The 24,672-nt window shown below is 62.7% G+C and carries 22 protein-coding genes; 9 read left to right on the top strand and 13 right to left on the bottom strand.

The window, feature by feature from the left end:
- Positions 1–26: 26 nt before the first annotated feature.
- Positions 27–782: an SDR family oxidoreductase gene (locus LI72_RS10885; protein ID WP_033925863.1), complete on the bottom strand. Its 756-nt coding sequence runs from the start codon at positions 780–782 to the stop codon at positions 27–29.
- A gap of 123 nt (positions 783–905) precedes the next feature.
- Between LI72_RS10885 and LI72_RS10880 the strand changes: the two genes are divergently transcribed.
- Complete coding sequence (locus tag LI72_RS10880; RefSeq protein ID WP_033925862.1) at positions 906–1,781, top strand: SDR family NAD(P)-dependent oxidoreductase; 876 nt, start codon at positions 906–908, stop codon at positions 1,779–1,781.
- Here LI72_RS10880 and LI72_RS10875 read toward each other — a convergent pair.
- The gene (locus LI72_RS10875) at positions 1,739–2,668 is read right to left on the bottom strand and encodes an SDR family NAD(P)-dependent oxidoreductase (protein WP_231562439.1); all 930 of its coding nucleotides are present in this window, start codon (positions 2,666–2,668) and stop codon (positions 1,739–1,741) included. The two genes, LI72_RS10880 and LI72_RS10875, sit on opposite strands and share 43 nt — an antisense overlap.
- Positions 2,665–3,705, bottom strand: a complete 1,041-nt coding sequence (locus LI72_RS10870) for an NAD(P)H-dependent amine dehydrogenase family protein (protein ID WP_033925861.1) — start codon at positions 3,703–3,705, stop codon at positions 2,665–2,667. Before LI72_RS10870 ends, LI72_RS10875 begins: the two co-directional genes overlap by 4 nt.
- A gap of 153 nt (positions 3,706–3,858) precedes the next feature.
- Between LI72_RS10870 and LI72_RS10865 the strand changes: the two genes are divergently transcribed.
- Both LI72_RS10865 and LI72_RS10860 read left to right on the top strand, forming a co-directional pair.
- Positions 3,859–5,115 (top strand): acetyl-CoA C-acetyltransferase, encoded by a 1,257-nt coding sequence (locus LI72_RS10865; RefSeq protein WP_033925860.1) that lies wholly within the window; start codon positions 3,859–3,861, stop codon positions 5,113–5,115.
- A gap of 8 nt (positions 5,116–5,123) precedes the next feature.
- Positions 5,124–5,561 carry a MarR family winged helix-turn-helix transcriptional regulator gene (locus LI72_RS10860; RefSeq protein WP_033925859.1) on the top strand — a complete coding sequence of 146 codons (438 nt, stop codon included), beginning with the start codon at positions 5,124–5,126 and terminating at the stop codon, positions 5,559–5,561.
- A gap of 301 nt (positions 5,562–5,862) precedes the next feature.
- Here LI72_RS10860 and LI72_RS10855 read toward each other — a convergent pair whose 3' ends face one another.
- The 4 genes from LI72_RS10855 to LI72_RS10840 form a co-directional block, all read right to left on the bottom strand.
- Positions 5,863–6,657: an SDR family oxidoreductase gene (locus LI72_RS10855; protein ID WP_033925858.1), complete on the bottom strand. Its 795-nt coding sequence runs from the start codon at positions 6,655–6,657 to the stop codon at positions 5,863–5,865.
- Between the two features lie 162 nt (positions 6,658–6,819).
- On the bottom strand, positions 6,820–7,581 hold the full coding sequence (locus LI72_RS10850; RefSeq protein ID WP_033925857.1) for an SDR family NAD(P)-dependent oxidoreductase: 762 nt from the start codon (positions 7,579–7,581) through the stop codon (positions 6,820–6,822).
- Complete coding sequence (locus LI72_RS10845) at positions 7,581–9,299, bottom strand: FAD-dependent oxidoreductase (protein WP_033925856.1); 1,719 nt, start codon at positions 9,297–9,299, stop codon at positions 7,581–7,583. The genes LI72_RS10850 and LI72_RS10845 overlap by 1 nt, the downstream gene beginning before the upstream one ends.
- Entirely contained in the window at positions 9,293–9,760 is a 468-nt protein-coding gene (locus LI72_RS10840) for a hypothetical protein (protein WP_033925855.1), read from the bottom strand. The genes LI72_RS10845 and LI72_RS10840 overlap by 7 nt, the downstream gene beginning before the upstream one ends.
- 89 nt (positions 9,761–9,849) lie before the next feature.
- Between LI72_RS10840 and LI72_RS10835 the strand changes: the two genes are divergently transcribed.
- Positions 9,850–10,167 carry a Rieske (2Fe-2S) protein gene (locus LI72_RS10835; protein ID WP_033925854.1) on the top strand — a complete coding sequence of 106 codons (318 nt, stop codon included), beginning with the start codon at positions 9,850–9,852 and terminating at the stop codon, positions 10,165–10,167.
- A gap of 58 nt (positions 10,168–10,225) precedes the next feature.
- On the opposite strand, the gene LI72_RS10830 is transcribed toward LI72_RS10835, so the two are convergent.
- From LI72_RS10830 to LI72_RS10820, 3 genes are all read right to left on the bottom strand, one after another.
- Complete coding sequence (locus LI72_RS10830) at positions 10,226–11,815, bottom strand: class I adenylate-forming enzyme family protein (protein WP_231562438.1); 1,590 nt, start codon at positions 11,813–11,815, stop codon at positions 10,226–10,228.
- 86 nt (positions 11,816–11,901) lie between these two features.
- Entirely contained in the window at positions 11,902–13,083 is a 1,182-nt protein-coding gene (locus LI72_RS10825) for an FAS1-like dehydratase domain-containing protein (protein WP_033925852.1), read from the bottom strand.
- A 41-nt stretch (positions 13,084–13,124) separates the two neighbouring features.
- Positions 13,125–14,102 (bottom strand): enoyl-CoA hydratase/isomerase family protein, encoded by a 978-nt coding sequence (locus LI72_RS10820; RefSeq protein ID WP_033925851.1) that lies wholly within the window; start codon positions 14,100–14,102, stop codon positions 13,125–13,127.
- Between the two features lie 141 nt (positions 14,103–14,243).
- On the opposite strand from LI72_RS10820, the gene LI72_RS10815 reads away from it, so the two are divergent.
- The 3 genes from LI72_RS10815 (at position 14,244) to LI72_RS10805 (ending at position 19,300) form a co-directional block, all read left to right on the top strand.
- On the top strand, positions 14,244–15,305 hold the full coding sequence (locus tag LI72_RS10815; protein ID WP_033925850.1) for an AraC family transcriptional regulator: 1,062 nt from the start codon (positions 14,244–14,246) through the stop codon (positions 15,303–15,305).
- Between the two features lie 117 nt (positions 15,306–15,422).
- Positions 15,423–17,225, top strand: a complete 1,803-nt coding sequence (locus tag LI72_RS10810) for a hydantoinase B/oxoprolinase family protein (RefSeq protein ID WP_033925849.1) — start codon at positions 15,423–15,425, stop codon at positions 17,223–17,225.
- Complete coding sequence (locus LI72_RS10805; RefSeq protein WP_033925848.1) at positions 17,222–19,300, top strand: hydantoinase/oxoprolinase family protein; 2,079 nt, start codon at positions 17,222–17,224, stop codon at positions 19,298–19,300. The genes LI72_RS10810 and LI72_RS10805 overlap by 4 nt, the downstream gene beginning before the upstream one ends.
- A 47-nt stretch (positions 19,301–19,347) precedes the next feature.
- Here LI72_RS10805 and LI72_RS10800 read toward each other — a convergent pair whose 3' ends face one another.
- Genes LI72_RS10800 through LI72_RS10790 form a run of 3 tightly spaced genes read right to left on the bottom strand, consistent with a single transcriptional unit; the run spans position 19,348 to position 21,812 of the window.
- Positions 19,348–20,202 (bottom strand): SDR family NAD(P)-dependent oxidoreductase, encoded by an 855-nt coding sequence (locus LI72_RS10800; protein ID WP_033925847.1) that lies wholly within the window; start codon positions 20,200–20,202, stop codon positions 19,348–19,350.
- A gap of 5 nt (positions 20,203–20,207) precedes the next feature.
- Positions 20,208–21,482 (bottom strand): cytochrome P450, encoded by a 1,275-nt coding sequence (locus LI72_RS10795; RefSeq protein WP_033925846.1) that lies wholly within the window; start codon positions 21,480–21,482, stop codon positions 20,208–20,210.
- 12 nt (positions 21,483–21,494) lie between these two features.
- Positions 21,495–21,812: a 2Fe-2S iron-sulfur cluster-binding protein gene (locus tag LI72_RS10790; RefSeq protein WP_033925845.1), complete on the bottom strand. Its 318-nt coding sequence runs from the start codon at positions 21,810–21,812 to the stop codon at positions 21,495–21,497.
- Between the two features lie 149 nt (positions 21,813–21,961).
- Here LI72_RS10790 and LI72_RS10785 point away from each other — a divergent pair, with 149 nt between their 5' ends.
- Both LI72_RS10785 and LI72_RS10780 read left to right on the top strand, forming a co-directional pair.
- Positions 21,962–23,209, top strand: coding sequence for an amidohydrolase family protein (locus LI72_RS10785; protein ID WP_052129730.1), 1,248 nt, complete (start codon positions 21,962–21,964; stop codon positions 23,207–23,209).
- A gap of 40 nt (positions 23,210–23,249) precedes the next feature.
- Positions 23,250–24,671 (top strand): aromatic ring-hydroxylating oxygenase subunit alpha, encoded by a 1,422-nt coding sequence (locus tag LI72_RS10780; RefSeq protein WP_033925844.1) that lies wholly within the window; start codon positions 23,250–23,252, stop codon positions 24,669–24,671.
- The last annotated feature ends 1 nt before the right edge of the window (position 24,672 follow it).

The raw sequence follows: 24,672 nt of genomic DNA, 5'->3' as shown, positions 1-24,672 counted from the left end.
GCGCCGCTCTCCTTGTCTCCCCGCCGCTACATCGGCGCGGTGTCTGTCGTGGGACGTATCAGCATTTGCGACACATTGGCGCGCCGCGGCAGCATCAGCGCGAAGATGATCGCATCGGCGATGTCCGCTGCCTGCATCGCATCGGCCTTGCTGACATGCTGCTGGATCATGGCCGACCATTTCGGGTCGGAAACGCTCTGCGCAATATCGGTTTCGGTTGCACCCGGTTCGATCACGCAGACGCGGATGTTCTCGCCCCCCAGCTCCTGCCGGATCGATTCGGTAAATCCGTTCACTCCATGCTTCGACGTTGCATAGGAGGCGAACGCCCCCGCTGCGCGGCGACCTGCGGTCGAGCTGATGTTGATGATATCACCTCCACCGGCAGCCCTGAGGTGAGGCAGGGCCGCCTTGCAGCTGTGGATTGTCCCCCAGAGGTTGATATCGATGACCTTCCGCCAGCTTTCGAGATCGAGCGCACCGATGCCGCCAGCCTCGTTGACCCCTGCAGCGTTGATCAGGATATCGAGGCGGCCGAACTGACGGACAGCCTCATCGACAGCGGCAAAAGCGCTCTGTTCGTCCGCTACATCGCTGACGATTGCCATGGCCCTGCCACCGGCGAGGCCGATCCGGTGGGTCACCCCGTCCAGTTTCTCGCGGCGTCTGCCGGTGATCGCCACGGACATGCCATGGGCCGCCAGCGCTTCTGCTGCTGCCGCACCTATGCCGCTGCCGCCTCCCGTTACGAGCGCAACCTTGCCATTGAGCCTTTGGGTCATGCTGCATCTTCCCTGCTGCCAAAGTGCCTGCAGGCTATTGTGCCGTCGTCATCAGGCAAGCCTGCCAGCATGAAAACGCCCCGGCGATTGGGGCTGGCTGCCAGACTGTGCGAAAGCCGCAGCATGGAGACGTTTCAGGACGCTGGCAGGCCAACGGTCGTCATCACGGGTGCTAGCGCCGGGGTGGGCAAGGCGGCTGCGCGGCAATGGCTGGACCTCGGCTGGCAGGTGATCGGAACCGGACGCGATGCGGGGCGCTGCGCGGCGACCAAGGCCGAACTCGCCCATCCGCATTTCACCATGCTGCAGGCAGATCTCTCGATAATGGCCAATGTCCTGCATCTTGCACGGCAGATCGCGGAGCTTGCGCCGCACATAAATGTGCTGTGCAACAATGCCGGCGGGGTCGTTGCACAGCGACGGATCACCTCCGAGGGTCTGGAAGAAACGTTTGCCTCGAACCATCTGGCACCGTTTCTTCTGACGATGCTGCTCTGGCCAATGCTGGTCGATCACGCGCGAATCATCGCAACATCGTCGGACGGGCACAAATTCTGTCCCGCGATAGCCTGGGTCGATCTAGGCCTTGCCGATGGCTGGCAGAGCGGCCGCGCCTATTGTCAGGCCAAGCTGGGCAATGTGATGTTCACGCGCGAACTCGCGCGGAGGCATGACGGGCGCATCATCGCCCACGCCCTGCACCCCGGCAATGTCGACAGCAATTTTGCCACCCACTGCGAGCCGGGAATGAAGGCCTATATGGACTCGATCCGCACGAAAATGATCACCCCCGACGATGCGGCCCGCGCGCTTGTCTGGCTGGGGACCAGTGCGGAAGCCGGCAGGATCAACGGCCGTTATTTCGAGGGTCTGGTCGAATGCGAACCGGCAGCAGCAGCCTCGGACGACGCGGCCGCCGCAAGACTGTGGACGGTCAGCGAAACCTTGATCGCAGACTATCTTAGCCGCGATTCCGCCACGATACGAAACTCGTCATAGGCATTGGCAGGCACCTCCACTCCACCGCCCGGATCACAAATCTCCGCCCAATGCGCTGCGATCTCCTCAAGTGTCGGCGGGCGGTCAAGCGGGCCATGCCATCCGGGTACAGGAGCGGTACAGACACGCGCCATGCGTCCTGCAGCGACCGAATAGATGCCATGGGTGGAGGGACAATCGGGATGGAGGAGCCATGCGACGAGTGCTGCAGTGAAGCGCGGATCGAACGTCGCCAGCGCATCCGCCACCCAGGGATTGGGGCCCAGCCCGCCCTCGCCTCGCGCCGAGCGACCGATCTCTGCCGTCATGCCGCTGGCTGCATTGGGCATGACCGCATTGCAGCGTATGCCGAGGCTGCGGCCCTCCTCTGCTAGCACACCCATCAAACCGGCAACGGCTCCTTTGGCCGCGCCATAGGCAGACAGCTGCGGCATGCCGAACATGCCGGCAGACGATGTGGTGAAGACGATATGCCCGCCTCCTTGCGCACTCATCGGTGCCCAGACGGCCTGGGCGAGATGAAAGGCACCGCCAAGATGGACATTCAGCAGCGCCGAAAGGGTCTCTTGGCGGGTCTCCTGGAAGGGCGCGATGCTGATGGTGCCCGCATTGCAGACGAGCCCGTCGATCCTGCCGAACTGCGCAAGGGTGGCCGCAACCATGGCCGCACAGCCATCAGGATCAGCCACACTGTCCGTATTGACCAGCGCTGAACCGCCGCCGGCTCGGATCTCATCGACCACCTCGCTGGCGGCCTCGGCCTTGATGTCGTTGACCACCAGATGGGCACCTCGCCGCGCAAGCTCCTGCGCATAGGCCCGGCCCAGCCCCCCTCCAGCCCCCGTGACCAGCACCACTTGCCCGTCGAGGCGAAGCACGGCACTCATGCTGCAAAGTTCGCCAGCACCTGCGGCATATCAATCGTTGTGCGGATGCCTGGGCAGGCCGTGCAGACAGCCGGTATCGCATTGACGGCCCGGTGTGCCGTCAATCCTGGGGTAAAGGCGGCGTAGTCCTCGGGCGCGACAGGAAAGCTGATCGCTACATCCAGCGGCGTATCGCCCGCGACCCGCACGCGCCATCCCGAAGGACGCAGGTCCCAATCATTCTGCTCCAGATCGCGTGATGCATACCAGTTGGCACGGAACCGCAACCGGGTCTCACCATCGCAATGGCCTTCGATCGTAATGCGCTGTGCGGCCATCTTTCCCGCGTGGATGATTCCCGCCGCAATAGTCTGGTCGGTCCGTGCCGCGGCATACTCGCCAAAGGCCTGCCAGCGATCGATGCGGATATTCAGACCGTCAGCCAATTGGGCCAGCGATGCCGCAAAATCCGCCTTCACATGATCGGCCCGGGCTTGCTGGAATTCACCTATCGGCTGACCATAGCCCATGACATTGAAAAGGAGACCGGGAGAATTGCGCGAGGAGAGATCGGCAAACTCGTCGATCGTCAGGCAATCGAGCCGTCGCGAAAGCGAGACGAGCGGAATCGCCAGCGCTTCGGTAATGAACCCGGGGCTTGATCCGGTCGAATGGATCGATGTGCCTCCCTCTGCGCAGGCGGCTTCGATGCGCTGGCGAACTTGCGGATTCATGCTTTCCGGATGGTGGAAATCGCCCCGAGTCGTGACGATGTTCTTGCCGCTGGCGAGCAGCCGGCAAAGCTCGTCGACATCGGTTCCCTGGCGCATGTACAGGACGCAATCCGCCTGCAGCGCGCAAAGCTCTTCCACCGAGCGGGTTGCAATGATGCCGGTATCGGGCAGGCCACACAGGGCTCCGGCATCGCGGCCGACCTTGTTCTCATTGCTGACCCACAGACCGGCGAGCTCGAGCCCCGGATGCTCGATCACGGCCCGCAAGGCGCGCGTGCCGATATTGCCGGTCGCCCACTGGATCACCCTTAACGCCCCACCCATGTGTCTGCTCTCCTGCCTCTTTTTCTGCAAGGCTAGCCCAGCAGCGCAGTATCGGCATGGGGGGATTCGCAATCATCGCGGTCGCGATTGGTCGGGGCAGTTTCACCATGCCATAGAGGGGCAAAATCCGGATGCATGTTGAGGAGCCGTGAAATGCCCAGTGCCTATATCATTGACGCCGTGCGGACGCCGCGCTCCATCGGCAAGGTCGGCAAGGGTGCGCTTTCCCACATGCATCCCCAGCACTTGGCAGCTACAGTGCTGAAGGCCCTGAAGGAGCGCAATTCGCTCGACACGGCAGACGTCGATGACGTGATCTGGGGCTGTTCGGCGCAGATGGGGCTTCAGGGCGGTGATATGGGCCGCATGGCGGCGCTGGATGCCGGTTTCGACGTGAAGGCATCGGGTGTCACGCTCGATCGGTTCTGCGGCAGCGGCCTCACTGCGACAAACCTTGCCGCAGCGCAGGTGATGAGCGGCATGGAAGACCTGGTCATCGCCGGCGGTACCGAGATGATGAGCCATATCACCGATTATGGCGGCAAGGTGCGCGCGGCGGGCGTCGCGGCGGCCAGCGGCCTGGGTACCGGCAACGCCCGGCTGCAGGCGTTGCATCCGCAATCAAACCAGGGGGTCTGCGCCGATGCGATTGCTGCCATGGAGGGCATTTCCCGCACCGAGCTGGAGGCATTTGGCGTCGAAAGCCAGCGCCGTGCGGCAGTCGCGCTGGCCGAAGGACGCTTCAGCCGGTCGGTCGTGCCTGTGCTCGACGATGACGGCAATGTCGTGCTGGACCATGAGGAATATCCCCGCCCCGACACGACGGCGGAGCGGCTGGCAGAGATGAAGCCGGCTTTCGAGATGTTTCTCGACATGCCGTCGGCCAAGGACGGCGAAACCTTTCGCCAGCTCATCAACCGCAAATATCCGGATGTCGACATCAAGCCGGTCCACCATGTCGGCACCTCTTCCGGCGTGGTCGACGGAGCTGCGGCCATCCTGATCGCCTCCGGTGACTATGTCGCAGCGCACGGGCTGAAGCCCCGGGCACGCATCGTGGCCACCGCCAATGTCGGGGATTGCCCGACGCTGATGCTCAATGCACCTGTGCCTGCAGCACGGAAGGTGCTGGCCAAGGCAGGTCTGACCACCGCCGATATCGACGTCTGGGAGGTCAACGAGGCATTTTCGGTCGTGGTGGAAAAATTCATCCGCGACCTTGATCTTGATCGCACAAAAGTGAACATCAATGGCGGTGCCATTGCCCTGGGCCATCCGATCGGTGCTACCGGAGCCATATTGATCGGCACGGCGCTGGACGAGCTGGAGCGGTCAGGCGGGCGTTATGGTCTCATAACGATGTGTGCTGCGGGCGGCATGGCGCCTGCGATCATCATCGAACGCGTTTAGGAGAAACCGTGATCAGCGAAACGATGGTCCAGAAGCGTTCGATCGCGTTGCGTCTGGGGATGATCGTTCGCCAGTTGCGGCGGGATTTCGATCGTGAAGTAGGCACGCTCGGTATCACCGGCGCGCAATGGACGCTCCTTGCGGTCGTGGTCGCCAACCCTGGGTCGACCCAGCGCAGCATCTCTGAAAAGCTGGAGATGACCGAAGCTTCGGCCGGCCGGTTGATAGACCGGATGGTGGCTGAAGGATTGGTAGAGCGGCGTCCCAAGCCCGAGGACCGCCGCGCGCACTGCATTTATCCTGCCGAACAGGCAGCCCCGGTCATCGCCAACCTGACCGAATTGCGATCACGCCACGAGGAGCGGCTCCTCGCCGGGCTCAGTGAAGCCGAACGCGCCGAGCTGGTCCGTCTGCTCGACCATATTTCCGGCAATCTGCACGGCTGAGCGCACAGATTGCCGGTTCTCGCCCTGTCGGCAGGCAGGAGAGGGCCTGATGAGGATCAGGCCGTGAGAGGAGCAAGGCCGATCAGAGCGAAATTCAGAATGGTGATGGCAAGGGTCACGCCGAAGGCGGTATTCGCAAAACGGGTCATGGCAGGCTCCTTAGGTCGAAGATACTCAGCTAGTTTAGTATAATCTAGCTTAGCGTCAAGGTATATGTCGCCAACCGACGAAAAAGGGTCGGCAAAGCGCCCGCCCTGCCGACCCGAGTGAATGTTTTGTCCTTATCTTTCAGTAATTTGCTCTATTTCGGTGGCATCCGGATCGCGCCATCGAGCCGCAGGCACTGGCCGTTGAAATAGGTGTTGCGGACCAGTTCGAGCACCAGGCTGCCGAACTCGTCGGGCTTCCCGAGTCGTTTCGGGAATGGGACGGCGGCCTCCAGCCCGGCATAGACCGCTGGCGCGCGTTCCTTGACCATTAGCATCGGCGGCGTGGCAAAGGTGCCTGGCAGGATGGCATTGACCCGGATCCCCAGATCCATCAGGTCGCGGGCCATGGGCAGCACCATCGAATTGACCGCCCCCTTGCCAGATCCGTAAGCCACCTGACCGACCTGTCCGTCCTGCGACGCGGCCGACGACGTCAGGATGATCGAGCCGCGTTCTCCATCCTCGTTCAGGGGCTCTGCGCCCGCCATCCCGAGCGCAGCGACTGAAGCGATGCGATAGCTCGCAACGGCGATGCCGTTCATCGCTCGTTCGAACCCGGCGGTTGGCGCGCGCTTGAAGCAGTTGTTTTCCTTGTCCCAGCCGACAGTCTTGCCGCCCCCTGCAACCATGGCGCAGTGCACGACGACGCGCTCCTGCCCATGCGCTGCACGAGCCTTCTCGAACCCGGCAAGCACACTGTCTTCGGACATGATATCGACATTGCAGAAGATGCCGCCGATCTCGTCGGCGACAGTCTGGCCGGCAGCGTCATTGATGTCGAAAATGGCAACCTTGACCCCTGCCGCAGCCAGGGCCAACGCGCTCGCGCGACCGAGTCCGGACGAACCGCCGGTGACCACGGCTGCCAGTGACGAATTGATTTCCATGCTTCGCTCTCCTTGACGCTGTCTCGTTGCAAGCGGCAGCCAGCGGATGCACCGGCGTTCCCTGCTCCATTCCTTGATCCCAAACCATCTGCGGCTTTGACGACAGGCTCAAGGCCGCCGCCCCGGCGTCGATCGGATATCGTGCACGCGTTGTGTGCGCGGCTATTGCGCGAGAAAGCGGCTGTTGATCATCCGGGTCGTGCTCCAGCCACCATCGACAGGCAGGACCTGCCCATTGATGAACTCACCCTTGTCACTGCACAGAAACGCCACCGCATTGGCGACATCCTCCGGCCGGCAATCGCGGTAGAATGGCGTCAGGCCCTGGTTGATCCGCTGGAACGCGGGATAATCCCACGCGCCCTCCGTCATCGGTGTCCTGACAACGGTCGGTGCAACCAGATTGCTGCGAATGCCCTGTTCGCCATATTGCGCGGCCATGGTCTGGGTAAGACCCTTAAGCCCTGCCTTGACGGCGCAATAGATGCCGCCGTCCATGCCACCCATGATGCCGAAGGTCGAACCAATGTTCACCACCGCGCACCCGCGGCTCATATACGGGATCACCTCGCGGCAGAGACGGAATGGTGCCCGCAGACTGATTGCGATCACCTCGTCGAGCATCGCGTCGCTGGTCGCGTGAACCGGGGCCCATGCCCCTGCCCCAGCGTTGTTGACCAGATAATTGGGCTTCCCGAACCGTTCCAGGCAATGCCCGACGATACGCTGCGGCGCATCGGCTTCGGTGATGTCCGCCACGACATGGCTGAAGGCCATGCCGGTATCCAGCGATGCAGCCAACCGCTCCAGTTTATCCGCACTTCGCCCCGTGCCGACCACGGCAACGCCCTGTGCAGCAAGCGTGCGGACGATGGCCTCGCCTATTCCGCCCGCCGCTCCGGTGACGATTGCAACTTCGGTCATTATCCCTCTCCCCGCTGATTGCCGGTGCGCGCGGCGATATCGTTGGCGGCAATGAAGCCGAAGGTCATCGCCGGACCGATGGTTCCGCCGGCACCGGGATAGCAATCGCCAAAGGGCGACCCGGCACAGTTGCCCGCCGCATAGAGATTTTCGACCGGCCTGCCCTGGCGATCGAGCACCCTTGCCCGCTCGTCGCATCGCACGCCGCCCTTGGTGCCCAGATCGCCGTTGTTGATCGGCACGGCATAGAATGGCGCGACGTCGATTGGCCCGAGATTCGGGTTGGGCGTCACCGTGGGATCGCCAAAGAACCGGTCGTAGACATTGCCCCCGCGTCCGAACTCGGTATCGATCCCGGTCCGGGCATATTCGTTCATTGCTGACACCGTGGCCTGAAGCGTGTCGGCGGGCACGCCGATCTTCTCTGCCAGTGCTGCGATGGTCGGGGCCCGCCAGACATAGCGGTCCCACCAATCGATCGGCACGCGCTGTTCGGGCGTGTGCGCTGTCGGCATAAGGCCGCCGGCGCTGAACTTCTGCCGGAACTTGGCATCGAAGATCAGCCAGCAAGGAATGTTGGCCCCGGTCTTCAGATGGTCCTCGACCATCGCCTGGCCGAAGCTGTCATAACCGGTAGCCTCGTTGACGAAGCGTTTTCCGGTGCGGTTCACGCACACGCTCCATGGTCGCCCGACATCGAATGCGGCCTGGTGTATCTCGTGAAAGTTGCTGGCTCCGGGCGTCGGGAAGGTCGTGGTCGGTATCCACCATCCCTGATCGGTATGCTCGGTGTCCGCGCCGATCTGTTCCGCCGCGATCAGGGCCTCACCCCGATTGGCATCCTCCGGCGTCGAAGAATGGCGTGTCAGTCCCGGCACGGGATAGAAACGGTCGCGCAGCGCCTGGTTCCATTCGAAGCCCCCCGCTGCAAGAACGACGCCGTGGCGAGCGGCGATCAGGAGCCTGCGACCGTGGCAGCGCGCGATAACGCCAGACACCCTGCCGGTGTCATCGACCACAAGCTCATCCAGCCCGGTCTGCAGTTTGAGCTCCACGCCGCGATCGAATACCTGCTTGTAGACGGCCCCCATCAGCGCTGCGCCCTGGGTAAACCGCCGGTCGCGCGGGCCAATGCGGCGGGTGCCGAAATCCGACCAGTAGCGCGCGATCATGCGGGCAGCGGTGAAGCGCCAGCCTTTCTGCTGCATCATGAGGCTGAAGGTTTCGGTCAGATCCATGGCGTACCGGCCGAACAGCTTGAACCGGTTGTACTGCTCGCGCATCAGCCAGTAGCGATTGTCGCCCAGTTCCCGGCCGTCAAACGTTGGAAAGATGACCGACCGGTCCGCTCGTGCGCCCGGCGCATCCGGAAAATAGTCGGGCCAGGCAGCGGCGATCGGCTGGACGCCGGTGGAACGCAGAAAGTCCAGCATCTTCGGAGCCTGATGGACATAGGCCGCAAGCCGCTGCCGGTTGACCGGCGCCTTGATCACCGCCCCCAGATAATCGAGCGCCTGATCGGGTGTGTCATCGGCATTGCCGTCCATGCCATGGCCGGGAATCCACATCACCCCGCCTGATGTCGCCGAGGTTCCGCCAAACTTGGCGGTCTTCTCGAGGATCACGACCTTCAGACCTGTATCGGCTGCGCGCAAGGCCGCCATGGCGCCGGCTGCACCTGATCCGACGATCACCACATCATAGGTCTGATTTACCATTTCGGTACACCTTCAAGATGAGAACCAGCCGGAAAGGTAAAATTCTCGATGAAATGTCCATAATCCGGCCGGGCATCAAAATAGGCATAGGTGCCACCCATGGTGTCTGCTGCCACGGGCAGGTTCCAGCGCGCCGAGGCAACTGCATGGTGCCGCTCGAACTCGCTTCGGTCGGAGAAATGACGGCCGAGATGATGAAAGCGCGTGGCATAGCCTTCTTCCGGCAACCCCCAGCGATACACGCTGCAATCGCCGCCCAGCGGCTGGATGATCTCGAACTGCAGGCCATTCTTGAACGCGAGCGCGAAATGACAGACTGCGGTCCTGCCGGGGCCGGTATCGAATTCGGCCTCGGGCATTTCCATGAACCCGCCGATATCGTGCGCTGCAGCGATATCCCGCATCGCACGCCGCCAATCTGTAGTCACATAGGCATACTGGTAATAATCGTCGGCTGTCATCGGTAACCTCCGCTCGGACCGATCCGGCTGGCGGAGTGCTTCACCCGAGGCACCCGTGCCGAATTTGCAGAACAAGAATAGGATTGATCATGTCCGAAGCCGCATTTGTCCCCGCCATTGCCGTTGACGCGGTCGCGCCCGGAAAGGCAGTGAAGGTAACCGTGGCCGGGCGCGAGATACTGGTCTGCAATAGCCAGGACCGGCTTTTTGCCGTGGAAAACAAATGCTCGCATGCAGACGAGCCGCTCGAATGCGGCCGTATCCGCAATGGCTGGATTGCCTGCCCGGCCCATGGCGCCCGCTTCGATCTGGATAGCGGCGAGGCCATGAACCCTCCGGCTAAGGACCCGATCGTCACCTTTACGGTTCGTGTGGCAGACGGGATGATCGAGATAGCGATAGGCTGAACCGGGTAGAAGGTCGGCGCGCGATCGGCCATGCCGGGCCGCCCCTGCGCCAGCTGCGTCATGCATCGGACGAAACCCCGACCCCGGCGTCGTTCACGGCAACCAGCTTGGCAGCAGCGACGCGGCGGATTTCGGCAATCACGGGCTTCTCATTGGCCGTCAGCGCAAACTCCTCGTCCGACAGCACAAGCAGATGACGCGGCAGCTTGAACGACGCGAGCCGCTCCTTCAGCTTCGCCAGCAGTGCCATCGTCGAAATCGTGGCGCCGGGCAGCGGCACGATGCAGGCGACGACTACCTCGCCCAGCAGGTCGTCGGGCACACCCACGGTCTGACAGCGCTTGACGCCGGGGAAGCGGGCGATCTCGGCATCGACCTCGTCCGGAGAGACGTTCGCGCCGCCGCTCTTGATGATGGCGGTCAGGCGGCCTTCCCAGAAAAACCGGCCCTGCGCGTCGACATAGCCACCGTCGCCGGTACAATAATAGCCCTCGTCGTCGAAGCATTGTTCGGGCGTCTTGCCCAGATAGCCCGACATCAGCGTCGGTCCCTTGATGCACATTTCACCGCGCTGCCCCACCGGGAGCACAGCGCGGTTGACCGGATCGACGATCTTGAGCGCGTTGCCGGGCAATGGCCCGCCGACGCTGCCGCCATATTCCTCTGCCGATGTCTCGGCATCGAAAGCGGTGCAGATGGTCATCGTTTCCGACGTGCCGAACGCATTGGGCGTGTGCCAATCGGTTTGGACACTGGGATGATCGGTCACCAGATCGCCCTTGGTGACATATTTCAGGCTGGACAGGTCGGCATCGGCCCAGCGCGGTGCGCTTTGCACCCGCGCCCACTGATGGGGCCGGCCGCCGAGAAAGGTCACGCGTTCCTCCTCGATCGCTGCCAGCGCCTGATCGGCATCGAAGGCAGGTTGCAGGATCATCGCGCCGCCTGTGGACAGCGCTGTGCCGATCGTCATCGACACATTGCCGGACCAGAAAAAGCCGTTCCCGGTCCAGCTGCGCACCGGTTCGCGCATGGCGAACACGCGTGGCCAGCGCCACCACTGGACCGTGAAAGCGCGGTGGCAGTGGACAATCGCCTTTGGCTGCGCCGTCGTGCCTGACGAGAAGAATACGCCCGCAGCATCCGATGCATCGACCATCCGCGCCCGGGCATCGATCGTTTCAGGATCGACCGCTGCGCCAGCAGCAAGAAAGTCCGCCCAGGCACTAAACCGGCCGCTGGCAGGTTCCGTATCGGTAACGCTGTCGAGCTCGACCAAGCCGGTCAGATCGGGTCCCAGATCGATCTCCGCGAGCGTGCGGGCGAAATCCTGCTTCAATAACCGGCCGTCGAACAACAGCCAGCCGATGCCCGATATCTGCACCTGATGCTGCAGCTCGGCGGGGGTGGAGAAAGTGTTGAGCGCAACCGCAACACCGCCGGCCATCGCGATTCCGAACAAGGAGGTGATATACTCGGCGCGATTGGCCATCAGGATGCCGACCCGGCTTGCCTTGCCGACACCCGCTGCTGCAAGGGCGCGCGCCACCTCCCTCGCGGCACGATGAAGTTCGAGATAGCTCCATTCCGCCCGCCCCCGGGCCGAACGCACGACCAGCGCCTGGGCATCCCCAAATTTCTCGGCCACCTCCGCAAGATAGCCAGGGATCGTATGGGCCCCCTGACCCGCTTCGTCAGCCAGCGGGATACCGCGGACGATGGACGGCTTCCCGTTCAAGCAGGCAGCCCCACATCGGCAATGCCCTTGAGGATTTCGTCGCCATCCTGCGTCGTCATCCGGATCTGGACGCGGACGATCGGGCAGCCGAATTCGCTGGTCGCCAGCTTCTCGATGACTTCGCCGTCGATCCAGGTCACGTCGCCCTCGAAAGCCGGGGAGCGAAACTGGGTCTTCGAATGCCAGATATAGCCTTCATGCCCGGCCCAATAGGCGACCGTATCGAGATGCCAGGCATTCATCGCGGCACCATAGCCGTACGACCCACCCATGCCGACCTGCTCGCCCTTCTCGTCATTGACATGGCCGCTGGAGGGGCCGCGATACAGGCCATCATGCTCGCGCGGGTCGATCTTCGAGGCCGCGTGATCATAGGTCATGTTCTTGGCAAAGCCGGCATCGTCCAGCGCCGGATCATGCACGCCAGCCGGCGGGTTCCAGCGCCAGGTGCCCCAGATATTCTGGCGGAAGGCGCGGCATTCATTGGCAAAGGTGACCTTGCTATGCGGCCCCATGACCCGGCGCGGCAGCCTGTCGCCCACCTGCACATCGGCAAAACGCGGCGAACGTCCGTCGCGATTGGACAGGATCCAGTCGTAGCGGATGCGGTTCAGCTCGACCAGTTCAGCGTTGGACCAGCGGCGCGGGCTGCGTTTTTCCTTGTCATAGACAGCCCGTTTGCGCGCTTCCTCCACCAGATAGCGGATGGCCGTCGCGCGTTCCTTGGCCACGGTTTCGCCGCGCTGGTTGGTGTGCACGGTATCGCCCCTGGTGAACATCGTCGGCCCGGCAAAGCCAGTTTCGGCGATCGAATAGCCATCGAAGCGCCGCTGCTGGGTGAAATGATCTCCCGGACGGATATCAACGCCGAAAAACCACCATTCCTCGCCGGCAAAGATCAAATGGCTGCCAGGAATATGGCCCACGCATGCGGGATGGCAGCCATGGCCATAATCCATGTTCACCGCGAAACTCTGAGGCGCGACAACCCCGCCGAAGCGCGAGGCGGCGGCAAATTCCTGATCCCAGTGAATGGGGTTGGGGTAATCCATCGCCTGCACCCAGCGGCGGATGTCCGTGGCGTTGCACGGGTCCCACATTTCCGCGAAGACGACCTCCTTGCCGACCCATTTATCGACGTCGCTGGTGTCGATCTGCACGGTTTCGATATCTGCCATGACTCATGTCTTTCCTGAATACCGGAGGTAGTGGCAGCTGATCAGGGCTGCTTGCGACCACCCCGGCTGAGCCGCCATTCCGGCGGATAGTTGAGATCGTTGTTCTTGACGGTCTTCGCGATGCCTTCGTCGAAGCTGCCATTGCCGAGATTGACATCACCCGGCCGGTCGTCCTTCATCATCGGCAGCATGCCTTCCAGCCAGCCGGTCATCAGGCTGCCCATGTATTCGCCGCGATACTGCTTGTAGATTTCGATAAACGTCTTCTGCGCGACGACCACGTCGAGCGGGCGGGTGCGGCAGCAGGCATCGGCATATTTGTCGGTCTCGGCCTCCAGCCTGTCGCGCGGGACAACCGAATTGACGAAGTGGCTGTCCATCATCTCCTGGGCCGTGAACGGACGGCCCGTGAACAGCATTTCCGAAAAGCGCCGGATGCCCACCATCTCCAGCCATTGCCACATGCGCGGGCCCCATCCGGCGTACCGGAACGAGGGATGGCCGAACAGGGCATCATCCGAAGAGATAACGAGATCGGCATCGGCGCACTGGTAGAAATGCCAGCCATAGCAATAGCCCTTGGCCTCTATGATGCTGATCTTCTTGAATTCCTGAAGCGGGCGGTTACCGGCATAGCCCTTGGCATAATGATCAGTCAGGCCATGGAGAAAGCGATAGGACCCCGCCGGCGGGTATTTGACGTCGGGATCGTCAATGCCGAGATCAGGCAGGAAATTCTCGTCCGGGCCGGGGTTGAGATAGATGTCGCCATGCTCGTCGATATCGCCGCCGGAACCGAAATCCTGCCCCTCGCCTCGGATGACCAGCACCTTCACGTCATCATCGATATTCGCCTTGTGCACGATCTCGGCAAATAGCAGGCGCATGCCGATGGTGGTGCAGTTGGCTCGGTCCTGCCGATCGAAGGTGACGGTTGCGATCTTGCGCAGCCTGTCTTTCTCGTAGCGGATGAACGCTGCCGCCTCCGCCTTCAGATCGTTTGCGGTCTTTCTCGCCATGTAACATCCTCTCAACCGGACGATGCCAGACCGGCGATGCACCGTATTGACAATAGGTGCAGGCCTCTCGACAATTCACGCGCGCTGTCGACTCTACCACCGACAATGCTGCAACGAGAAGCAATGCAAGGTCAGGATGAAATGGACGGACAGCTCTATTTCTTCGGGCTCGACGCGCCCCTCGAAATCACACCCTCCCAGGGTCAGGTTCGCGCTGCCAACCTGCGCGGTTTTGCAGAAATTGTGCGCAGCATGCATGGCGATCCCGAACGCATCATGCACCGTTTCGACCTGGAACTGCGTGCCCTGGCCGACCCCGATTGCCATATCAGCTGCCGCCAGATGGTCGACATGTTCGAATATTGCCGCGCGGTGCTGGATGCTCCGCTGTTCGGTTTGCAACTCGCCGGCGCGCAGGACGCCGATGTCTATGGATGCGTGACCGCGCTCTGCCGTTCCGCGCCCGACCTGCGCTCTGCGCTTGAGAGCTTTGTCGACTATCTGCCGATTGCCCATTGCCCGGATGCGGCGATGGAACTGCATGTCGAAGGGGCGCTCGCCGAACTGCGATGGGCGGTGCGAACGGACCTTGGCATCAACGATCAGGCAAACCTTCAGGGTCTGGTGCTGAACCTCAAGCTGCTGCGGATGCTGATCGGCGATCCGTTCGTGATAGACAGCGTCGAGCTTGCGACCATGTTGCGACCGCGCGATGTCGGCGAGGTACAGCGCTCGATCGGTGCACCGGTCAGCATCGTCCGCAGCAACAACGCGATCCGCTTCCCCGCCAAGCTGCTGGATCAGCCACTGACGGGCGCCAACAGGCTGACCTATCGACTTCTGGGCGGTTATCTCGGGCGGCTTCGCATCACGTCGCGGGCCAATACCGTGGAAAAGGCGCGCAGCTACATCCGGGGCGCCCTGCCCCAGGGCACCTGTTCCATCGAACGCTGCGCGGAAAAGCTGGGCATATCAGTGCGTACGCTGCAGATGCGGCTGGAAAAGCACGACACGGTCTATTCCCATCTGGTCGAGGCAGAGCGGGAAAAGCTAGCCAAGGTCTATCTCACCCAGACCCGCATGCCGCTCGACGAGGTTGCAGAGCGGCTGGGCTACGGTGAACAGACGAGCTTCGGCCGTGCCTTCCGCAGGTGGACCGGTCTCACGCCCCAGAAGTTTCGGTCGCTTGGCGATGGGGGTTGATCGGCGATAGCTGCATCTTTGGCTCAGCCTCTTGCGCAAGATGTTCAGAAGCTGCCCCCGTCTGGTCCTAGCCTCTTACCAAAGCCGAAAAGATGGTGCGAGGAGCGGATCAGTCCCATGTCTTACGAATTGAATGCCAGGCTGGCGGCGCGCCCCTCGCCGTTGCCGACCGACCACGGGATCGACCCGGTCACGGCTGACATCATCCGCGGCGCGCTGGAAACGGTTTGCTTTGAGGCAGCAACCCATCTCGGGCGGGCTGCATCGTCTCCGATCATCAATCAGTCGAACGAGCGCAATGCCGTGATCGTCGATGCGCACGGGCGGCTCGCGATGGGGTCGATCGGCACGCCGCATCTCACTTTCGTGTCGCAGCTTACGGTGCGGTACGGGCTCATGCTGCAGCAGGATTATGACTGGGGTCCGGGCGACGTGTTCCTCGGCAATGACCCCGATCACGGCGGCGGCCACCTGCCCGACTATAACGTCTATGCTCCCGTCTACGATGCCGAAGGGCGGCTGGTGCTGATCCAGGCGCTGCAGGCGCATCAGGGCGATACCGGCGGCAAGGATCCGGGCGGCTTCACGCTGGATGCGACCGACATCTTCACCGAGGGCCTTGCCATTCCCTGCCTGAAGCTGGTGCATCGCGGCGAGAAACGGCGGGACGTGATCAACCTGATCGAGCGCAACAACCGTTTTGCGACCTTCTCGGGCGATCTGGCAGCAATGATCGGCGCGGTACAGAAGGCAACGGAACGACTCTCGGCCCTGATCGCCGATTGGGGCACCGACACCATCTGGGCAGCGATCAATCATTCGATCCATACCAGCGAAAGGCAGATGCGCGAACAGGTCTCGCGCTGGCCCGACGGCTCCTACTCTGCCGAAGTGTTCATCGATCATGATACTGTGGGAACGCCCGATGTGCGGGTGAATGTGACCTGCACTATTGATGGCGACCAGCTCACCGTGGACCTGACCGGCACCGATGACCGGAAGAATCTGGTCGGTGTATGGAACACCTTCGGCAATACGCGCAGCTACATCATGACGCAGCTCGCCGCCGCCATCGATCCCGGCATCGTCAAGAACGAGGGGCTGTTCAACGCGGTGAACATCGTGGTGCCTGAAGGATGCATAGCTCACCCTCCGCCCAACAAGCCGGCTGCGCTCGGATCGTTTCACCCGGCCTGCGAGATTACCGAGGCGGTTTGCCTTGCCCTTTCTTCGGTCGTGCCCGAGCGTTCGGCGCCTCAGCTGTACAAGATCGGGATGCCAAACGCGATCATCGGCTTCCGCGACGGGCAGATGTGGATGGATCAGGGTGTCGATTGCCGGTCGATGGACGTGTCGGCGGTCCCGGGGATCGATGGCTGGGGCTCGTGCCCGGCCTCACTCGGCAATCTGCTTCTGTCCCAGGCCGAGGATTTCGAATCGCGCTACCCCGTGCTCAACATCAGCCGGGAGCTGACCATCGATACCGGCGGCCCGGGGCGCTGGCGCGGCATGCCCGGCAGCCTGAACGTGAAGCAGGTGCTGGAGCCGACCATGGCCATGGCCTGGATGGTTTCGGCGCGCCACCCGCTGCGCGGAATGCGCGGCGGCCATGATGCCAGCCCCTATTCGAACCGTTTCGAACTGGGCAGCGAGAACGAGCGGCTTATCGAGCTGCGGGCGCAGGCGCAGCTTCCGGCAGGAGCGATAACGGCCTACCAGCATGGCGGCGGGGCGGGCTTCGAGCCCCCGCACCTCAGGGAACCGGAAGCGGTCAAGGAGGATGTGCTCGACGAGCTGGTCAGCATCGCGGCAGCCCGTGACATCTACAAGGTCGTCCTGACCGGATCGCTCGACGATTACAGCCTGGCGGTCGATCGTGATGCCACTGCCCTTCTGCGCGGCGAAAGGGTCGCGGCATGAACTTTCGCGTCGGCATCGACATTGGCGGCACCTTTACCGATTTCGCGCTGCTCCACCATGGCGAGGTAAAGCTGCACAAGAACCTGAGCACGCCTCACGACCGGTCCGAAGGCGTGCTGCAAGGCCTGCAGACGCTGGCAGAGCAGCAAGGCCTGTCGCTCCGCGACTTTCTGGGAGCGTGCGAGACGATCGTGCACGGCACCACCATAGCCGACAACACGCTGATCGAGATGAACGGGGCAGTGACAGGCCTGATCACCACCCAGGGCTTTCGCGACGAGATGGCCTATCGGCGCGGATTCAAGGAAGACATCTGGGACGTAAGGCTGGAGCCGCCGGTCGAGATCGTCCCGCGCCGCCGAAGACTGACCGTGACAGAACGCATCCGCGCCGATGGATCGGTCCACGAGCCGCTGGACGAGGCCAGCGTGCGCGAGGCCTGCCGCAAGCTGCGGCTGCAGAAGGTCGAGTCCGTTGCGGTTTCGCTGCTCTTCTCCTTTCTCAATCCAGTTCACGAACGGCGCATCGCCAGCATCATCGCCGAGGAAATGCCCGGCGTCGCGATTTCGCTGTCGCACCAGATCTTGCCGCGTGCGCCTGAATATGATCGCACCAGCACCACTGTGGTGAACGCCTATGTCGCGCCCCGCGTGACGCATTATCTCGACCGGCTTGTCACCCGGTTGGCCGATGCCGGCTATCCCGGCCAGCTGATGGTGATGCAGGCCTCTGGCGGGGTGATGACGCGCGAGTATATCGCCGACGCTCCGGTCAGGGTGCTCGCCTCAGGCCCGGCAGGCGGTGTCGTGGGATCGGCGCATGTGGGCCGCGCCAAGGGCTGTGCCGATCTGTTATGCGTCGACATGGGCGGCACCAGCTATGACATGGCGCTGGTGCTGAGCGGCCAAGCCCCTGCCGAAGCCGGCTGGAACATGCACCACCGCTATCTTGTCGGAGTGCCGATGATCGGTGTGGAAACACTGGGTGCAGGGGGCGGGTCGATCTGCCAGGTGCACAATAGCATGCTGCAAGTGGGGCCGCGCTCAGCCGGGTCCGAGCCGGGGCCGATCTGCTATGGCAAGGGCGGAAACGAACCCACCGTCACCGATGCGCTGCTGATGCTGGGCATATTGTCCACAGACGAGGGCTTTGCCGGTGGCGGTTTCCGCCTTTCCGCGCTGGGCGTGACCGAAGCGTTCGGTGCGCTTGGCCACGCCCTGGGCTATGGCGCGGAGCAGGCCGCATTCGACTGCTGGCGGCTGGTCAACGCCAACATGACCAACGGCGTGCGCCGCACCACCGCCGGGAAGGGAATCGATCCGCGCAGGCTGGTCATGCTGGCTTATGGTGGCAATGGCCCGGCCTTCGCCGCAACCCAGGCGGAAAGTCTGGGCATCCGGCGCGTGCTGATCCCCAAGGCCTCGCCGACCTTTTCGGCACTGGGCACGCTGGTGGCCGATCCGACGATAGACGAGGAACGCTCGATGATCTGTTCGGCCGATCGCATAGACACGGCACGCATGTCCGCACTCTGGAGCGAGCTGGAGAAACGGGCCGAGGCGCATTTTGCCAGGGCAGGGTATGCGCGGGCGCAGATATGTGCGAGCTACCGGGTAAACATGCGCTACCCGGGGCAGAATTTCACGCTGTCGTTCGAACTCTTCGCTGCGGACCAGCTTGGCGACCAGAGTTTCGTCGGCCCGGACCTCGCCTCCAGGGCCATGAACATGTTCAATGCGCGACACCTGGCCGAATATGGCCATGTGCGCGATCATGAAGTTCCCGAACTCACGGCGGTTCGTCTGGTCAGTTCGGTACCCACGCCGCTGCCGCCGGCCAGTGGCGGAAGCGCTTCAGAAGCAGCAAAGCCCCGACCTGCGCGAACGCGCAGGGCCAATCTGGGCGAGGGATTTGCCGATACCCCGGTTTTCGTGGGGCCGGACCTGATCCCGGGCCAGACCATTGCCGGACCGGCGATAATCGAGGAGCGGTTCACCACGATCGTCGTCCAGAACGGCTGGCAGGCGCTGATCGATGCAGCCGGCGACTATGAACTGCTGAAACTACCGGGCTGAACGCTGGGCCGCCCTGCCCGGCCTGCATCCGCAATCAGGCCGGAGGCTCAGCCTTGCAGCGCCTGGGCCCGGGCAGCAAAAATGTCGCTGAGATGATTGACAGGATCGCCCGCCGTCACCCCGCCTTCGACCGGCAGGGCGACGCCGGTAATCTGTGCTGCTCGATCGCTGGCCAGGAACAGGGCCGCTTCGGCCACGTCTCTGGGCTCGCCACGACGCTTGAGCGGCTGGTTCGAGAGATAGACCGCAGACACGGCCTCCTCGACACGCATCGCGGCGGCATCCTCGGCCCCTTGAGCCTTGAAGCTGGAAAGATCGGTGCGGATGTGGCCAGGGACCAGGCAATTCACCCGGATTCCATATTGCGCCAGATCGATGGCGACCGACTTGCTGAACTGCACGAGACCCGCCTTGGATGCCCGATAGGTCATCATCGCCTGCCCGGCGAGAATGCCTGCAATCGAGGCATTGTTGAGGATCACCCCGCCGCGGCCGCGCACGGCCATGTGCCGGGCAGCGCATTGCGTGCCCAGCATCGGTCCCAGCAGGTTGACCGCCATCACCTTGTGGAAGTCATCAAGCGGATCGTCGACGAAATTCACGTGCGGCGCACAGGATATGCCAGCGTTGTTGAACATGATGTCAAGATCGCCGAAGGTCGAGACAGCAGTGGCGATCAGCTGTTCCACGTCTTCGCGCTGGCTGACATCGCAACGCGTGTAGCAGCATCGGTCGCCCAGGCTTTCGGCCAGCGCTTCGCCGGCCGCATCGGCAATGTCGGCGATCACAACCGCTGCGCCTTCCTTGACGAACAGCTCGGCTGTCGCGCGGCCGATGCCGCTCGCCCCGCCAGTGATGATCGCGGTCTTGCCCGCCAGCTGCCCTCCTACCCGATCGGCCATGGCAATCACGACCGGCGGGCAAAAGTGATCGGCAGCCGCTCGATCGACTGGGTGGCGACGGTCGGCAGATAGGTGACCTCCTCGGGCGGGATTGCCAGGCGGATATCCTTCATCCGCCGGGCGATCTCGCGCGCGGCGACCTTGATCTCCATTCTAGCCAGCGCGAGGCCAACACAGCGATGCACACCGCCGCCGAAGGAGAGGTGCCGCCCGATATTGGGGCGGTTGATGTCAAAGCTGCGCGGATCGGGAAAGACATTGTCCTGATCGTTGGCCGACGCATACATCAGCAGCAGGTGAGAACCCGCAGGCAGCGTCTTGCCGCCGAGTTCGACCTCCCTGGTGGTCATGCGCGACAGACCTCGAACAGGTGGCTCGATGCGCAGCAATTCCTCGACAAAACGGTTGAGCAATCGGTCGTCGTCCACCGATTGCTCGAGCAGCCTTGCTATGTCTGGCCGGGTTGCGAGGATGTGGAACAGGTTGCTCAGGGCGGTCGCAGTCGTCTCGTTGCCGGCAATCAGCAGCGCACGCACAAGCGATACCGCTTCGGGAAAGGTCAGCGTCTGCACCTCGCCATCGGGCATCGCGATTCTGGCATGGACTATGTCGGATATCATGTCCTCGCGCGGCTCTGCCTGCCGCTCCTTCATCTTTCCGATGAGGTAATGCTGCAGATCGCAGATCTCGCGGGCATGGGCCAGCATCTGATCGCGATCCTGCATACGGCCGATCTGCGCCGTCACCGCGATCGACCAGCGCTGGATGCGGTCCTTGATGCTCCAGTCCAGCCCCAGCTGTTCGCAGATGATGCGGATGGTCAGCGGCACCGCAAAGTCATGCACCGCATCGGCCGCGCCCCTGTCGGCCAGGCTCTCGATCAGGTCCACCACCACGGCCTCTATGCGCGGCTCGAGCTCCTTGACCCGATGGCCGGTAAAGGCGTTTTCCATCAGCTTGCGGATGCGCGTGTGATAGGGCGGGTCGGACATGATCGCATCGGGGAAATAACCGCCGCCCTCGCGCTCGAGTATCGCCTGAAATTCTTCCTGAAAGCCCTTGGCCTGCTGGGTGTGATAGCCCTTGTTCACCGAATAGGTGATCGGGTCCTGCTGAATGGCCGCGATATCCTCATAGCGCGAGACCAGAAACATCCCCAGCTTCTCGTCCCAATGAACCGGATCGAGCGCGCGCATGGCAGTGTAATATTCCCGGGGGCGCGCAGAGATGACCGGATCGGTCATCGATGCGGTTGCGAGCAGGGATGCAGCATCGGTCATGGAACGGATACCTCAATTGGGCGCGACGCGCAGGACAATTCCGTCGAGTTCGCGTGTCATCCGGACCTGGCAGGAAAGGCGGCTGGTCGGCTGCAGCACATCAGCCACCATGTCGAGCATCGCTTCCTCCACATCATTGGGCGGGCCGGCGCGATCGCTCCAGTCGGGATCGATATAGACATGACAGGTGGCGCAGGAACAGGCCCCGCCGCAATCTGCCAGGATACCCGCGATCCCCCGCGCGCTGGCAATCTGCATCAGCGTTTCACCCTCGTTCGCGTCGAGGATTTCGTGCTGCTCTCCATGCTGGTCGGTTATGATTATCTTCATGCCACAAATCTGCCCAAGCCCCCCGCCCGGCGGAAGAGGCTAATTCGGCACCTGCGCTGACTGTCGACCGGGGTGCAGCAAGTATCGAGGAGTGCCTTCGCTCAACGACTAGGCTGCCTCTCAAGCCATAAGAGCGAGAGGAGCCTTGCATGGGCAGCGTCTTTATCCGCGGTGCGACAATATGGGACGCCACCGGTGCACCCGCGGTTATGGGCGACGTGCTGGTGACCGATCGACACATCGAGTGGGTACGGCCCGGCGGCGCTGGTGAAAGCGTCCAGGCGGAACGCGTGATCGATGCGGCAGGCAGGTTCCTGATGCCAGGCATGGTGGAAGGGCATGCGCATATCTCGTTCGGCAATGCCGCCGGAACCGAAGAACTCGTCCAGCCCTCGCCCGAAGCGCACACGCTTATCACCATGCAGGGCGCCAGGGACCTTATCGATGCAGGGTTCACCAGCGCCTATGGCGCGTCCGAGGCCAAGTTGCGGTTGGGCGTGGCAATCCGTGATGCGGTGAATGCCGGGTTGATCCCTGGCCCCCGCATCCGCGCAGGATCCATGGAAATCACGGTCGTGGGATCGATCGGCGACGAAAGCCGCGAGCACAACCCGCGCATCGGCATTTCCCACATCATCTCGGGACCGGAAGAGATGCGCCATGCTGTCCGGCTCGCCTGCCGCGAGGGGTGCGACAATATCAAGCTCGATATCTCGGGCGACCCTTTCTATCCGACTGCGCCTGCGCACACCACGCCCATGGCGTGGGATGAGGTGAAAATGGCCGTCGATACGGCCCATGCCTATGGCAAGAAGGTCAATGCGCACGCCCGCTCGGCCGAAAGCGTGAAACACGCGATCCGCGCTGGCGTCACTGCGATCTTCCACGCCGAGTTTCACGACGAGGAAATGCTGGACCTGTGCGAAGAGGCGAAGGATCGCATCTTCATTGCCCCGTCAATCGGGTTGTTCCACACGATGATCCACGAAGGCGAGCCCTGGCTGCCCAAGGGGACGGCGGAAGCCATGGGAATTCCCCAGCTGGTGGAGGCTTCGATCGAGACCCATAGCGCGCTGAGAAAGCGTGGAATCCGGCATGTCATCGGCGGCGATTACGGCCTCGCGTGGAACCGGCAGGGCACGAATGCCCGCGATGTGCGGCATTTGGTGGATTATTATGGCTACACCCCCGCCGAGGCGCTGATCTGTGCGACCCGCCATGGCGGCCTGCTGATGCGCGACGAAGGTGATCTTGGCACCATCGAGCCGGGCAAGCTTGCCGATCTGCTGCTGATCGACGGCGACCCGCTGACCGATGTCGATGCGGTGGCGGATCGCTCCAGGATAGCGATGGTGATGAAGGACGGTGCCCTTCACAGCCTGGCAGCGGGGCTGTGAACGCACAGCACGGACTGCACGGGACGAACGGAGAAGCCCAATGAACATTCAGAGCGGAAATCTGGAGCCAGGCGCGGCACGTTGCCCGGCGGTATCCACGCAGGACATCATCGCGCAGGACAAGCGCCCTGCCCCCGACTGGATCCGGTCCGAGTCCTACCGATATCTGGGATCGGACGATATCGGCACCGACCGCTACACCGATCCTGCCTTTCAGCGGGAGGAATTTGCACGGCTGTGGACGCGGTGCTGGCACTGGGCCTGTCGCGAGGAGGCCATCCCCGAGATCGGCGACTATATTGTCTACGATATCGGCCAGCGCAGCTTCATCATCACTCGCACCGCCGAAGACGAGGTCCGGGCCTATTACAACGCCTGCCTTCATCGCGGCACAAAGCTGCGTGCATCGGGCAGCGAGGGCTGCGCCAGCGAATTCAAGTGCAGTTTCCACGGCTGGACCTGGCATGCCAATGGTCAGCTCAAGCAGATGACCTGTCCCTGGGACTTTCCGCATGTCGAGCCGGAGAATTTCCGCCTGCCGGAAGCACGAGTGGAACTCCTTGGCGGCTTCGTGTGGATCAACATGGACCCCGATGCCCCTAACTTGTGCGATTATCTGGGCGAGGAGGCGACCCGGCATCTGAAAAGCTGGAAGCTGGAAGACCGCTATGTCCACCTGCATGTGCAGAAGAGTTTCCCGGCAAACTGGAAGCTGACGCTGGAAGCCTTTGCCGAGGCCTATCATGTGCTCGATACGCATCCGCAGGTCGCGCCGTCCAACGCCGATGCCAATTCGCAATATGACATCTATGGCGATCACGTGAACCGCTTCATCTCGTGCCTGGGCGTCATCAGCCCGCATCTGGAGGGGCGCTATACCGAGCAGCAGATACTCGACCAGTTCACCGTCGGCGATGGATCGATGCTGGGTGAAGACCGACCGATGGTGGGCGATGGCACCGCGCGCCAGGCAATGGCCGAACTGTTCCGCACCACATTCGAGCAGCAGACGGGCAGCGATCTTTCGGCCGTGTCGGACAGCGAGTTGCTCGACTGCTTCAGCTACACGATCTTTCCGAACACTTTCCTGTTCCCCGGCATCTCGCTGCCGATGGTCTATCGGTTCCGCCCCGATGCCGCCGACCATCGGCGCTGCATCTTCGAGGTTCTGTTCCTGCGCCCCGCACCCAAAGGCGGCCCTCGTCCGGAACCGGCGGTCGTCACCCTGCTGCGCGACGACCAGTCCTTCTGTGAGGCAGAAGGCATGGATCCGGGATTTGGCAAGATTCTCGACCAGGATACCGACAACCTTTTCCTGCAACAGCAGGGCATAGAGGCCAGCGCCAAGCGGGGTCTGACCCTCGGCAATTATCAGGAGATCCGCATCCGCCATTTCGAGCACGCCGTGGACCGGTACATGGCGATGCCGCCGATGGTGCCCCGCAATGCGGTGTCCCGCTGAA

It is taken from the genome of Sphingomonas sp. 35-24ZXX, from assembly GCF_000786215.1.
Taxonomy (GTDB): domain Bacteria; phylum Pseudomonadota; class Alphaproteobacteria; order Sphingomonadales; family Sphingomonadaceae; genus Blastomonas.
This window is presented reverse-complemented; position numbering and strand designations above follow the sequence as displayed.